We start from the raw sequence: 13,586 nt of genomic DNA, 5'->3' as shown, positions 1-13,586 counted from the left end.
CGGAACCAGGCCGAATTGCCCGTTGCCTCCACCGCGATCTCGTCGTCGGCGTCCAGGGTCGCGCAAAACCGGTCCAGCTCCGCGCGGGCGAGCTGGTAGGTCTCGAAACCCTCCGCGCCGCCCGCTTCCAAGCGGCAGACGGTGAACGAATTCTGATGAAGATCGACTCCGATGAAGGCCATGGCTACACTTCTCCCGTTGGTGGGAGGCGGAGCCCCCAGAGGGGGCGTGAACGGCCAAGCCACACTCCTATCCGAGGTCACCGGCCACAACCGGGCCTCACGCTGGTCGTTCGGATACAGGCGACGGGTAATCTCCTTGACAGGGTCAAACGCCCTAGAAACCGCATGCAACCTGCAGCCTATCCGCCTCTCCCAACACCTTAACCGCATCAGGATCATTGGCCGCTCACAGCCCATTCATGCCATCTCCTTGCGTTCAATGCCCGCCGCCCTCGTCACCCGCCGAGGCGACCTCGGAAGCTTCAGCGTCCGGGGACGATCCGCCCCCGCCATGCACGGCCGTCCCCAGGTTCACATCCGCGAGCCAGAACTGGCGCTTGGCGTTGAGGGAAAGCATGATCGAATTGATCTTGGCGCGCGTGTCGGCGAGCAGTTCAAAGGTATTGGTAATCATGCCGCTGTAGGTGAGGACGGATTCCTCTTCGATCGTGGTCCTGAGCGGCACGACGCTGCTCCGGTAATGCCGTGCAATGTCGTAGGTCGAGCGATAAGCGTCATAAGCGCCGCGCGCCTCCGAGCGAATGTTGACAGCCTTTTCCGCCAGAAGGTTTGCCGCGCGCATATAGGCGAGTTCTGCCTTGCGCATGCGCGCCTTGCCCGTATCGAAGATCGGAATGACGAAATCGGCCTCAAGGTTGCCGGCCACACTGGTCTCGGTTTCGCCGTCCTCCTTCTCCCGCTCGATCTCAACCCCGGTCAGCAGTTCGAGATCGGTCAGGTAGCGCGTGGCATCCGTCAGTCCGTAAGAAAGCGCCAACGCCTCGAGCTCGAGGCGCGCGATTTCCAAGTCGACACGGTTGCGCAGCGCCTCGGCCTCGATCGCACGTTTGGCCTTGACGCTCGTCGGTAAGGGGGGCAGCGCGTTCGGCACCTGGTAGTCGATGTCGTCGCCCCACAGGCCCATCAGCCGCGTCAGTTCCTCCTTCGCCGTCCTTGCCTGCATGCGCGCCTCGGCCGTCTGTCCCGCCAGCTCGGCATAGAAGACATGCTCGCGCGCCTGCCCGCTCTTGGTGAAGGCGCCGGTCTCACCGAGCTTTTTGGCGAGTTCCGATGCCGCATCGGCAGCGGCTTGCGCCTGGTTGAGATAGGCGACCCTCTCCCACGCCGAAACGGCATTGATCCAAGCACGGCGCGTGTCTGCGGCAAGACGCAATGTCTCCTCCGCCGCGCGCAGTTGCGCCTGGCGGAACCGGGCATCCGCGACAGCGACGCGCTTCGGTCGCGTGATGAGCGCAAGGATGTTGCTGACGACAGCCGTCTCAACCGTACGGCTGACCCCGCCAATGCCCGTCGCACCGATTGATACACGCGGATTGACAAGCAACGTCTCCTGCCAGAGATCGGCGGCTGAGAGGCCGGTATCGGTATAGGCCGCCTGCAGGCCCTTGTTGTTCAGAAGCGCCACCTGCACGGCGACGTCCGGTCCGATTGTCTTATTCTGGACGAGCCCCCTGACTCGCTCTGCTAGGGCTTGGGATTCCGCGCTCGACTGGACCCAGACCGCCTGCTTGCCCGTCACCGACGCGGTCCGTGCGGCGACATTGGTGAAGCCGATGCTTGGATCGGAGAGGTTGTCGTACGATGCCGTCGTCGTGCAAGCGCCGACCACCAGCGGCAGCACGGCGGCCGCGATTGCCTTTATGGGCAGATTGCTCACGAGCCACCTCCAGGATTCGCCGGCGAGAGGCGTTCGTTCTGCTGCCTCCAATTCTGCGGTTCGACCGGAACCCGGTGTTCGTAGTCGGCCACGACAGAGTGGTAGTGCACGTCCCTGGTCCCGAGGGCCGGGTCAAACGGATTGAAGGCCGGAAGAATGTCCGGCGGCGTTGCCACGCAGCCGGCCAGAGAGAGCGATGCAAGCACCGCAACAGCTGGAATTTTCATTGCTGGTCCTGAACTTGACATGGGATGCCGACCACGACGGGCACATGCCCATCGTGGCGCTCAGCCCGCGTTGCGGGCGCGTGTCAGTTCAGGCTCGTGGAGGCCTCATGAAATCCGCGTATTCACCGGGCTGAAGCACCGAACCGGGTTCCGCCGCATGAAAGCGAGCGGTCGGCTGCAGCAGCGCCGGGCATGCAACGGGGATGGTGCTCATCGGCGCGCAGTGGACCTCGCAGACCTTGTCGGCAGTCTGCTTGCCGTGATGGTGCTGGTCTCCCGCTTCCTGACCGCCGGTGCCACCCCTGTCGGACTGGGCATGACGATGCTCGTCAGCCTGATACATGGGCAACTCTGCGTCGACAGTCATCGCCATCTTGCCATGGAGCCCGGCGGCACTCGCCGTCGTCATTAACCCCGGCTGGAGAGACATCAGGATGAGAAATACGATCGCAAGTACCGCCCGCAGCGGTACAATGCGTCCAATCGTAGCTCGGCTCATGATTCTCATCGCGAGACTTTTGACGATTGTTCGCGGCATATGTCAAGCTAGGAAATGCGGTGTTGCTGCACCGCAACAAAATGTGATGATCGCAGGAATGACGGGGAACGAACCGCTAGCACCCACGGCCATTTAGCCCCTATTCCAAAACTGCTGTCTGGGCACATCCCAACGGGTCCATTTTTGGTGTTGCGGATTTGCGGATGCTCGAGGGGATGAGCTTGGCTTGCTCGTACGCCCGCAGGCAACTGGAGCCCATAGTGACCGTATCCGTTGTCGGTCACCTTCAAATTTCCTCGGACCCAACTGATTTTTGAACGTCGACCACGAATCCCATTCCCAACCACTTGAAGACAAGCTCTTGGAGCGGACGCTCTAGAAACGGTCGTTTCCTTCGATCCGCAAGTTATTGATCTTGGTCTTGCCCAGGGCTTTCAGGAGAAGGTTCCGGCATGCCCGGAGAGGCGGATAGAGCAAATGCGCCGCCGCTCTGGAACGAAACATGTGGTAGCTCATTCTATTGAAGATGCCAGTCCGGCTACTGAGGCGGGCGAGAACGTGAATGGCCTCGCTGCCGTAATAGAGCCGTCCGTCCTTCTTGACGACCATTCCCTGGTCGATATCAAGCCCAGCCTCGGTTATCTCCTCCATGACCGGGTTCGGGTCACGCGCATTGACAATCCGCAGCGTGCCTGCGGATGGCTGAATGCGCACCATGCGGCAGTAAACATCGCAGGCCGGACATTCCCGATCGTAGACCAGCAGCACTTCTTCGGCCTCTGCAGCCGATCGCCGGTCATCAACATCGCGATTGGGCAAGCCTTGCGTCATATTTGCCTGATCCGTCTTCGCCGTCCACGGTCCACCGTCTTCTTCGATCGCCGATTCTGGAAAGGCGGCTTCGTCCCTTTCGGCTCTTTCGGCGTGCCGCTCGATGCGCTGATCGTTCTCTATATATGGCGCAGACTTGATCCGCGAACCCCATTTGAATCGCATACATCCTGATCCTGATCCTGGTTGGGGCTGGAATCGACATCGGATCGAGGAGACCTAATGCCGTGCAACACGCGCGGGCTATCGTTGTTCGGCGGCCTCACCGGTTTAGCCGCCGCCGGCTGGATATTGGTGGCGCTGGATTCCGGCGAACTGCGCGTTGCCCGTTGTGGCGGACCCGGCCTATCTCATCTGCTTGCCGCGGCGGCCTTCCTACTCCTCAGCGAGGCCAGGGCACCATGCACTTGACGACCCCGTCGCACCGAACCGCATGGTAGGCGGCCGCTGCTATATGAAGGCCGGCAAGCACAAGTGTGGCGTTCCACAACACGACGTGGATTCGCCCGGCGGGCGCCCACAGATAGGCTGCCGCGAACCCGGCCGCAACCTGTCCGAGCAGTGAGATGTAAAGCCCCCAATGGGTGGCCTGAGAAAGTCGTTCCAGCCAGCCCGGAATCTGCCGTGACGCAGGACGAGGCTGAAACAATCGAAGCCCGATCCGCGCGAGCATCAACACGCCGATCAGCAGGCCAGCATAGTTGTGGACTGCGTGTAAAAGCAGGTCGGTACTGGATGGTGGCAGAAGTGGGTTATGCGTTCGGGGTATAGCCCGGGAGGTATACCACTGCTCGACGACCAATAGCACCACCACCCAATGCATGGCGATCTGCAGCCGAGTATATTGGGTGCCTTTTTGGTTATCTGGTGCAACCGAGGACATGGGAGGTTTGTCGTCTTTCGTCTGTGTAGGACCAACGCTGCTGGAAAGCCGACGAATATGGGATAAATCAGGCGGTGACCAGATAATTCCGAGCGCCTGCAATCGCGTTCCAAGCACATTCAGGCACGCGTCCCCACAGCCAATCCTCGGCCCTGTCGCGGGAGGGCTGAATCTCTTCGATGCGTCTGAAACAATCCTCCTCGGTTGGAATTTGGGCTGGACCTGGATACCAAAGATGCACCCTCAAAGGCGGGCTCTCCGCCGTGCCCACCTGAAGGCCGCTCGGACAAGACTTTGTCAGTAGGGCGATCGGTGCGCCGACATATGGCAGGACAACCTGAGGGAGAGATGCTTTCATTTTGGTTGACGCGTCCTCCTTTCCGGATCTTCAAGCCCTTCCGGATACATCCCGTCGCAACAAGGCCCGGCTTCGCATCCGATCTTCGCGCCCGGCACACGCCACATTTTCACACGTCTTTGAGCTAGTGACGTGTCGGATTGAGACTCTGAACGAACTCGGCGCCCCATCCGGCCAGCAGAGCAAATAGGGCCAGCCATATCAGCAACAGGAAATGCCAATACATGGCGCAAAGCTCGACGCTGAGCTGCAGCCGACCGCCCCTATCTGCGCCCCAAGCCCTGATAGTCGTCCTGCAGAGCGCAACGAGGCCGCCAAGTATGTGCAGCCCATGCATGCCTGTCAGGAGATAAAAGAAGCTGTTGGCCGGATTGGCCTGCAGGAAATAGCCGCTTGCCGCCATCTGTCGCCATGCAACGAGCTGCCCTGCCAGAAAGGCGAGCGTGGTCAGGCCGCTTGCAATGAGGGCGATCCTCGTTGTGCCTGTCCAGCTTCTGCGTGCGGCAAGCAGCGCACTTTGCAAGAGGACACTACTCAGGAACAGGATCGCCGTGTTGAACCACAAGAGACGTGGCAGCGGCGGAGTTTGCCAATCTGACAACTCCATGCGCATGAAATATGCGCTGGCAAAAAGGCCGAACAGGGAACCAACGACCGTGAGAAACACGGCTAGGCCGAGCTTTGCGGTGGGCATGCTCGTTGCCTTCGTGTCTGCCCAGGAGCCAGCCACTCCAGGTTCCAGCCACGGCTTCGACAGGATTCTTTGGCGGGCGAGCCACCACACCGAAAAACCAACGATCACGAGGAGAATGACCAGTATGACGCTCATCGTATCATCTCCTTACAAGGCCGATGATTTCGAGGTGTGGCGTCGCGCAGGACTTCCTCGCCGATGAGGAAGCCCGGCGTGTCGTTGATCCGCCGCGCTTGGGCGAGCTTGAGATTGCGCTCGATCGCGGCGTCGATCGCGGGATCCTGCATGTCGGCCCGGAGTTGTTCGACATTGAGCCCGATCTCTTCGGCGACGGCCATGAACAGGGCCTCGTCGACAGAGCCCATGACCTATGTCAGAGCCGTGTGAAACCGCGGATAGACATCCTGCATGGGACTTTTCGAGCCGACTTTACGCCCGCTCCAACGTACCAGTAAAGACGGACGCTGGTTCCTATTCGGAAAACCCGAGGCCCGATGTTTCGATCCGGCCGATACACGGGAAGCACTGCGAACGCGCGTCAGCATTTCTTCCCGACAATGGGACTTGAGGTCGTCGAGGCTCGAGAAGATCACCGAGAAGCGATTCCCCGATGTGACCCTTTTTCGCGGAGGGTTGCACGCCCCGTGCATCAAAGTTTGGATTGGCGCGGAGATGCACAAAAGACACGTCTCGGTTCTAAGGGCGTATCCGGCCTGGCTAAAGCGGTGTGCCGAATAGTGGAACCCGGTTTTCGGCATAAACGCCGCGACAAAACAAATGCTTGGAGCCCCGGATGTGATTCCGAAATCACGTCCGGGGCTCTAGCAATCCCAGTTATGTTCGGCTGATGGTGCCGGAACCGCCAGTGAGCCGTTTGTGAGATCTCCGCGGGGTTCCCAAAAGCACCCTTTAAAACTGGTTGGAAGCTGGCCGCTCGCACGGCCCAGGCTTCACCTGCTCCAACTCGCCAGCGGAATGATGACCGCTAACAGAATGGGTTGGTGGATCAGGTAGATGGCAAGACTGTGGCGACCGAACCAGGCAAGGGAACGAGCTACGTTGCCGGGCGGCTCATGCCTTTTGAGCCAGGCGTCCGCCGATTGTGCCAGGGCGAACCGCGCAAGGAATATCCCGAGCAAAGTCAGCCCGACCCATGGAAAAAGTGGGACGAAGTCGTTGCTTGGCGGTACCTGCTCGGCAAATCCGATCCAGGCCACCCATCGCGAGTTGAAAAGCGCATGGTTGAACGCAAAGGGGATGGTGAAAATCAAGGCTGCACCGATGAGGCTAAAGATCATCGGAAGTCGGAGGAAGAAAACCCCGATCACGCTTGCTGCGACTATCGCATGCAAAATGCCAAAGTAGATGAAAGTATCGGGGAATACGAACTTGGTGACGATCGAAATCGCCAAGGCGGCCAGAATGATAGGGCCGAGCCTTCGGGCGAATGCGTCCCACCGCATTCCTCCACGGTGGGCAAGTACGAGGTTGACCCCCACCAAAAACATGAACGTTCCGGCCAGAGTGCGTGCGAAAACGATCCAAGCTGGATGCCCTACGATTCCAGTGGCGACTAGGCCGGTGAACTCAAGGTCCCAGGCAAGATGATAAACAACGACGCCCGCAATTGCGAGGCCCCGAACCACATCGATGATAATCAGTCGGGCACGACGAGTCCCCGCTGAAGTCTCCGCCCTGGGCGCGTGCAGGGTGTAGGTCATGGGCTGTGATTATCGCGTCTTTTGGGTCAATTCTTGGGCACATCCCTGCAGCGATGACCACTGCATGGCCTTCATGAGTTAGAAGCCTGCCCTAAACTATCAATCGTCGCCGCATTTTGCGGCATCGGGGCGCCCCTTTGTCGGGTCTTGGTCGACCGCAGGGTGCACCCCTTCGACGAGCCAATTAGGGAGGACTTGCCATGAAACAGCTGTCTTCGGTCATTCGAGGATTAATGCTGGCACCACTCATATTCGCTGGCACATTGTCCCTCGCCTACGCGCACGGCGATGCCGGATTGGAGGATGGCACGCTTGAGGTCGTGCTCGGCGAATGGTCGCTCGGTTTCAAGACTGCGAAAGTCGATGCGGGAAATCTGCCGATCCGTGTCGCCAACGGGGGAACGATTGCGCACAACTTAACCGTGACCATGGCTGGCGCGACCTCCGAAATCTACAAGACCCGCCTGTTAGACCCCGGTGAAACCGCCGAGCTGGCGCTCCAGTTCTCGCAGGACCAGTACGACCTCTACTGCTCCGTGCCGGGCCATCGCGAGAGGGGAATGCTCGCCGCGTTGGTCGTGGGCGAGGCCGCGCCACGGAAGGAGCCCGAAACCCTTGGCGATGGCGGCTACTATTAAGGCCCTGGTCGGTCGGCGAGCCCGTATTGCCGGCGCCTCCTTGCGGCCGGGACCGCAGCATCTCTCGCGCGCCTCGCGCGGGCGGAAAGGCCGGTCGTCGTCGCAGGCAGCGCACCGCGAACGGGAAGGTTTGCCGCGTTCGGGGAAATGACTCGCCGCGGCCTTATCCTCTGGCGGGAGTGGATCAACGCTGCCGGCTGGCTATCCGACCGCCCGGTCCGCCTCGATCTGGCCGACGATGTGAGCGATCCGGACGCGGCACGACGGCTTTATCACGAACGCGCCGCCAAGGCGGATCTCCTGATCGCTCCTTACGGCAGCGGGTTGACACGCGCCGTGCTGCCCGTCGTCGAGATGGCAGATCAGGCGCCCCGTCGTCATCTGGCCCAAGCGCTACGCGATCGGCGTGCTAACCCTCAAGGCTTGAGCGGTCCAAATGATGAAGAAACACCTCACACGGAGCTTGCCATGACCCGCTCGGGTGAGGGATCGCGCTCCGGTTCCGCAAGACAACTAGCGCCGGCCGGCCGTCTCGCGGTAATTGCTCTTGTGACGGTATCAGCGGTGATCGATTCTGCGTGGGGGAATGACCGCGCTGTGGCATGCGATCCAGACCTCCGCTCGGTCGCAGCTCAACTGGTGAGCGGCGACTTTCCCGCTGATTGGGACGGGTTCGAGGTCAAGGCAGCGAACGATGTTCGTTGCGAAAGGCCAGACGATATGGCGAATGTTGCGATCGTCGTAAGGCCGCGAGGTCAACAACCCGTCTACGGCATATTCCACATCCACTTCCGCAATGGCGACGGTAAACTAGGAAGCGCGGCAGCATTCGACGAAGACCGATGGCGTTTCCTGGAGAGCCCCACAGCGTGGAAGCCGCGATGGTGCCGCATCATCACATCCGTTTATCCGGAGGAGATCGAAGCCGCGGGGTGTGGGCGGCTATCCGGCATGAGCGCTATGCCACCGGGAGAAGGGAGGCGGGGATGAACATCTGGACGCGGCGCGAGGGTCTCAAGGCAGGGACGGCGGGCTTGGCCCTGAGCGTCGTCGGAGGCAGTCTGGTCTTTGGCGGCGAGGCGGAGCTCTTGATCGGCACCTCCCTGCCCTTCAGCGGCTTCGACGTTTAGTCGAGGAGAGCCTGCGCCAACTCCTCGGCTGCCGGCGTGGCAAGAGAGGGAGAACGCCCGCGGCGGTCTGCTCGGGCGCACGGTCAGATTCGTGTTCCGCGACGTCGAATTCTCCCTATCAGGTCGCGCTATGATCTGCGGCGGGCCAAAGCCATCAAAGTCCAGCCCAACCCCACGGCTTCCTTGAGTCGCTCGAGCCGGTTCCCAATGATTGCCTGGATCGGTCGATTGAGCTTCTGCGAGTTGACCAGTCGCATCAACCCGCGGTTCGCCCTGGGTGATACGGAAAACAATTCCAGCACCTCGAACTTCGAATCGAGAAGGTGGCGTAGTTCATGTCGGTCGACCCACCGCCGCAGTTGACCCGGCGCTGGTGGCGGAACGCGATTGAACCGTCGAAGCACGAAGCGGTTCTGTGTGGCCAGCATGAGAAGTCCTCCAGGCTTCAGGTGGCCGGCGAGCTTGTCGACGAACGCAGGCTGATCTGCGACATGAGACAGCACTTCCAAAGTGACGGCAACATCGAAGGCGTCGCGGCCTAGGTCCAGCGTCATGAAATCGCCAGGAACGAAGGAAACCTGCGGGAAACGTTGTTGGGCCCGCTCGAGGACCTTATCAGAAAGATCGGTGCCCGTTACTTGGCCAAATTCCCCCAATTGGGGACAGAACCAGCCTGTTCCGCAACCCGCTTCCAGGATTCTCAGGTCCTTCTGTCCGAGCGATTTCAGCCAGCCGACAATAACTTCCGCCTGTCTGGCAGAGACATTCCCGATGTCGTGTTCGCGATACGAAGCGTTCCATTCGTTCCAAAAACGTTGTTGCAAGGGAATCGGGTGGATTGTGCCCATGTCTGAATCCCCTAAGTAGTTCAACGGTCGGCCGTGCTGCCCGCGTACCGAAACCGGCACCAAGGAACGTGCGATTTTGCTTTTCAGGCAGGGAACGTAGCTGTTGGAGGATGATCGATATGACAATACCGGACAGGAAGGCGCTCCGATCGGACCCGGCTTGGTCCAGCCACCTGCCGTTTCTGCAGAGCGAGCATGACGACTGGGGTCATGGCAAGGGTTTGGTGCGAATGTTCGGCCGGATGATAATCGTGATGAATGGCGTCGACACCGCCCTCTGCGCCCGCCCGGTCTTGTCCTTCGCTGTATTCGAAGGATGACTGCACGTGGATATCCGTGGATGAATCCAGCGAGACCGTTCCGGAAATCGGGAACAGTAGAAGGGCGAGGCCAAAAAAGATGGTTCGGGCGAAGATCATGCTGTGCCGACACCCCCGTCACGCTGCAGGTGCACCGAGACTAGGTCAGAGCGCTCGCGGAAACAACGACCGGCGCCTTCATCCTTTTGGGCAAGGTGGGGTTGCGCCCCAAGGGGCCCAATAGGTCGCAAATGCTGGCGGAGCCTGCAGCCTATATCTCGATTTCGAGCGTGTTATAACAAAAGTGGTTGCGGGGGCAGGATTTGAACCTGCGACCTTCAGGTTATGAGCCTGACGAGCTACCGGGCTGCTCCACCCCGCGTTACCATGGGCTCTCCGCCCACAAACAGCGTCGTTCAGCGGCGCTGGAAACAGTGACAATTCATGAAGAGAAGGGAAAAAACCATGCATTTGGCAGACCTGGCAGCGACCTACTCTCCCGCGTCTTAAGACGAAGTACCATCGGCGCTGGGGCGTTTCACGGCCGTGTTCGGAATGGGAACGGGTGCAGCCACCCCGCAACAGCCACCAGGTCGGCCAAATGCATGGTTTCATTCGAGAAGCTGTCTCATGCCGAGATGGGCACGAGCAATGAGAATGATCAAGCCGATCGAGCTATTAGTACCGGTAAGCTTCATGCGTTGCCGCACTTCCACACCCGGCCTATCAACGTGGTCGTCTTCCACGGCTCTCAGGGAATACTCGTTTTCAGGTGGGTTTCCCGCTTAGATGCCTTCAGCGGTTATCCCGTCCGTACATAGCTACCCTGCTATGCGGCTGGCGCCACAACAGGTCCACCAGAGGTACGTCCATCCCGGTCCTCTCGTACTAGGGACAGATCCTGTCAATATTCCTACACCCACGGCAGATAGGGACCGAACTGTCTCACGACGTTCTGAACCCAACTCACGTACCGCTTTAAATGGCGAACAGCCATACCCTTGGGACCTGCTCCAGCCCCAGGATGCGATGAGTCGACATCGAGGTGCCAAACAACCCCGTCGATATGGACTCTTGGGGGTCATCAGCCTGTTATCCCCGGCGTACCTTTTATCCGTTGAGCGATGGCCCTTCCACGCGGGACCACCGGATCACTATGACCGACTTTCGTCTCTGCTCGACTTGTCTGTCTCGCAGTCAGGCAGGCTTATGCCATTGCACTCGACGAACGATTTCCGACCGTTCTGAGCCCACCATCGCGCGCCTCCGTTACTCTTTAGGAGGCGACCGCCCCAGTCAAACTACCCACCATACACTGTCCCGGACCCGGATAACGGGCCGCGGTTAGACATCCATGTCCGCAAGGGTGGTATTTCAAGGGCGGCTCCACCCGGGCTGGCGCCCGGGCTTCAAAGCCTACCACCTATCCTACACATGCGAACACGAATGCCAGTGTAAAGCTATAGTAAAGGTGCACGGGGTCTTTCCGTCTAACCGCAGGTACCCCGCATCTTCACGGGGAATTCAATTTCACTGAGTCTCTGCTGGAGACAGCGGGGAGGTCGTTACGCCATTCGTGCAGGTCGGAACTTACCCGACAAGGAATTTCGCTACCTTAGGACCGTTATAGTTACGGCCGCCGTTTACCGGGGCTTCGATTCAAGGCTTGCACCTCTCCTCTTAACCTTCCGGCACCGGGCAGGCGTCAGACCCTATACGTCGTCTTACGACTTCGCAGAGCCCTGTGTTTTTGATAAACAGTCGCCACCCCCTGGTCTGTGCCACCCCCTTGCGGTTGCCCGCAAAGAGGTCACGCTTATCCCGAAGTTACGCGTGCAATTTGCCGAGTTCCTTCAGCAGAGTTCTCTCAAGCGCCTTGGTATACTCTACCAGTCCACCTGTGTCGGTTTCGGGTACGGTCTATACGGAGGAGCTATTTCCCGGGACCACCTGGCTGCCCTTCCAATCCGATAAGGAAGAACAACGTCCGCAATCCGTCACTACCTCCAGGCCCACGAATATTAACGTGGTTCCCATCGACTACGCCTTTCGGCCTCGCCTTAGGGGCCGGCTAACCCTGCTCAGATTAACTTTAAGCAGGAACCCTTGGACTTTCGGCGAGGGGGTCTCTCACCCCCTTTATCGTTACTCATGTCAGCATTCGCACTTCTGATACCTCCACCGGCCCTCGCAGGTCCGGCTTCACAGGCTTACAGAACGCTCCGCTACCGCTTGGCAAGCCAAGCCCGCAGCTTCGGTGTATGGCTTTAGCCCCGTTACATTTTCGGCGCAAAACCCCTTATTTAGACCAGTGAGCTGTTACGCTTTCTTTAAATGATGGCTGCTTCTAAGCCAACATCCTGGTTGTTTTGGGAGTCTCACATCCTTTCCCACTTAGCCATAACTTAGGGACCTTAGCTGGCGGTCAGGGTTGTTTCCCTCTCCACGACGGACGTTAGCACCCATCGTGTGTCTGCCGACCAGTACTCCCCGGTATTCGGAGTTTGGTTAGGTTTGGTAATCCGGTGAGGACCCCTAGCCCATCCAGTGCTCTACCCCCGGGGGTATTCAATCGACGCTCTACCTAAATAGATTTCGCGGAGAACCAGCTATTTCCGAGTTTGATTGGCCTTTCACCCCTAGCCACAAGTCATCCCGATCTATTGCAACAGATATGGGTTCGGCCCTCCAGTAGGTGTTACCCTACTTTCAGCCTGCTCATGGCTAGATCACTCGGTTTCGGGTCTAGTACAACGAACTGATCGCCCTATTCAGACTCGCTTTCGCTACGCCTCCACCTACCGGCTTAAGCTTGCTCGCTGCACTAAGTCGCTGACCCATTATACAAAAGGTACGTCGTCACCATTTCAGGCTCCGACTGTTTGTAGGCGACCGGTTTCAGGTTCTCTTTCACTCCCCTCGTCGGGGTGCTTTTCACCTTTCCCTCACGGTACTGGTTCACTATCGGTCATGCACGAGTACTTAGGCTTGGAGGGTGGTCCCCCCATGTTCAGACAGGATTTCACGTGTCCCGCCCTACTCGAGGACTTGTGCTCGCATTACGCATACGGGGCTATCACCCGCTTTGGCCCACCTTTCCAGATGGTTCTGCTTGTCTCGCACAAGCCACTGGCCTGGTCCGCGTTCGCTCGCCACTACTAGCGGAGTCTCGGTTGATGTCCTTTCCTACGGGTACTTAGATGTTTCAGTTCCCCGCGTTCGCCTCTTATCCCTATGAATTCAGGATAAGATACCTTTACCGACACTTGGAAACCAAGCGCGCCTTCAAGACGCGCCAGATTTTCCAAGTGTCGAAGGTGGGTTTCCCCATTCGGAAATCCACGGATCAAAGGGTATTCGCACCTCCCCGTGGCTTATCGCAGCGTATCACGTCCTTCATCGCCTGTGCATGCCAAGGCATCCACCAGTCGCCCTTAAGACACTTGATCATTCTCATTGCCAATGCCCACCCGGGCCCGCAAGCCCGAACGGCACTGACAGAAAGACCAGCTTCTCGAGATCTGCTCGGTGGTCCGCGGTTAAGCGACCAATCACAATG

11 protein-coding genes, 1 tRNA gene, 2 rRNA genes and 2 pseudogenes are annotated in these 13,586 nt (G+C 59.2%); 3 read left to right on the top strand and 13 right to left on the bottom strand.

The features are described from left to right. From NYR58_RS06690 to NYR58_RS06655, 8 genes and pseudogenes are all read right to left on the bottom strand, one after another. A pseudogene (locus NYR58_RS06690) lies at positions 1–182 on the bottom strand (IS110 family transposase); the annotation flags it as partial. A gap of 256 nt (positions 183–438) precedes the next feature. Beyond that, positions 439–1,899: a TolC family protein gene (locus NYR58_RS06685; protein ID WP_261519698.1), complete on the bottom strand. Its 1,461-nt coding sequence runs from the start codon at positions 1,897–1,899 to the stop codon at positions 439–441. Between the two features lie 315 nt (positions 1,900–2,214). Beyond that, positions 2,215–2,625, bottom strand: coding sequence for a hypothetical protein (locus NYR58_RS06680; RefSeq protein WP_261519697.1), 411 nt, complete (start codon positions 2,623–2,625; stop codon positions 2,215–2,217). 375 nt (positions 2,626–3,000) lie between these two features. Then, the gene (locus NYR58_RS06675; RefSeq protein WP_261519696.1) at positions 3,001–3,621 is read right to left on the bottom strand and encodes a DUF393 domain-containing protein; all 621 of its coding nucleotides are present in this window, start codon (positions 3,619–3,621) and stop codon (positions 3,001–3,003) included. A gap of 217 nt (positions 3,622–3,838) precedes the next feature. Next, the gene (locus NYR58_RS06670; RefSeq protein WP_261519695.1) at positions 3,839–4,339 is read right to left on the bottom strand and encodes a cytochrome b; all 501 of its coding nucleotides are present in this window, start codon (positions 4,337–4,339) and stop codon (positions 3,839–3,841) included. Between the two features lie 482 nt (positions 4,340–4,821). Beyond that, positions 4,822–5,526 (bottom strand): cytochrome c oxidase subunit 3, encoded by a 705-nt coding sequence (locus NYR58_RS06665; RefSeq protein WP_261519694.1) that lies wholly within the window; start codon positions 5,524–5,526, stop codon positions 4,822–4,824. After that, the gene (locus tag NYR58_RS06660; protein WP_261519693.1) at positions 5,523–5,756 is read right to left on the bottom strand and encodes a DsbA family protein; all 234 of its coding nucleotides are present in this window, start codon (positions 5,754–5,756) and stop codon (positions 5,523–5,525) included. The genes NYR58_RS06665 and NYR58_RS06660 overlap by 4 nt, the downstream gene beginning before the upstream one ends. Before the next feature lie 585 nt (positions 5,757–6,341). Then, positions 6,342–7,112: a heparan-alpha-glucosaminide N-acetyltransferase gene (locus NYR58_RS06655; protein WP_261519692.1), complete on the bottom strand. Its 771-nt coding sequence runs from the start codon at positions 7,110–7,112 to the stop codon at positions 6,342–6,344. Positions 7,113–7,312: 200 nt separating this feature from the next. Between NYR58_RS06655 and NYR58_RS06650 the strand changes: the two genes are divergently transcribed. From NYR58_RS06650 to NYR58_RS06640, 3 genes and pseudogenes are all read left to right on the top strand, one after another. Further along, complete coding sequence (locus tag NYR58_RS06650) at positions 7,313–7,750, top strand: hypothetical protein (RefSeq protein WP_261519691.1); 438 nt, start codon at positions 7,313–7,315, stop codon at positions 7,748–7,750. Positions 7,751–7,852: 102 nt separating this feature from the next. After that, positions 7,853–8,740, top strand: a pseudogene (locus tag NYR58_RS06645) (ABC transporter substrate-binding protein); the annotation flags it as partial. Then, positions 8,737–8,880 (top strand): hypothetical protein, encoded by a 144-nt coding sequence (locus NYR58_RS06640; protein ID WP_261519690.1) that lies wholly within the window; start codon positions 8,737–8,739, stop codon positions 8,878–8,880. The pseudogene NYR58_RS06645 and the gene NYR58_RS06640, both read left to right, overlap by 4 nt. Positions 8,881–9,008: 128 nt before the next feature. On the opposite strand, the gene NYR58_RS06635 is transcribed toward NYR58_RS06640, so the two are convergent. From NYR58_RS06635 to NYR58_RS06615, 5 genes are all read right to left on the bottom strand, one after another. Continuing rightward, on the bottom strand, positions 9,009–9,728 hold the full coding sequence (locus NYR58_RS06635) for a class I SAM-dependent methyltransferase (RefSeq protein WP_261519689.1): 720 nt from the start codon (positions 9,726–9,728) through the stop codon (positions 9,009–9,011). A gap of 83 nt (positions 9,729–9,811) precedes the next feature. Next, the gene (locus NYR58_RS06630; protein WP_261519688.1) at positions 9,812–10,147 is read right to left on the bottom strand and encodes a hypothetical protein; all 336 of its coding nucleotides are present in this window, start codon (positions 10,145–10,147) and stop codon (positions 9,812–9,814) included. Between the two features lie 185 nt (positions 10,148–10,332). Next, a tRNA-Met gene (locus tag NYR58_RS06625) sits at positions 10,333–10,409 on the bottom strand. 96 nt (positions 10,410–10,505) lie between these two features. Further along, positions 10,506–10,620, bottom strand: a 5S ribosomal RNA gene (gene rrf / locus NYR58_RS06620). A 64-nt stretch (positions 10,621–10,684) separates the two neighbouring features. Continuing rightward, positions 10,685–13,476, bottom strand: a 23S ribosomal RNA gene (locus tag NYR58_RS06615). Between the last annotated feature and the right edge of the window lie 110 nt (positions 13,477–13,586).

It is taken from the genome of Chelativorans intermedius, assembly GCF_025398255.1.
Lineage (GTDB): Bacteria > Pseudomonadota > Alphaproteobacteria > Rhizobiales > Rhizobiaceae > Chelativorans > Chelativorans intermedius.
Note: the sequence above shows the minus strand (reverse complement) of the source record. Positions and strands in the feature narration are given on the sequence as shown.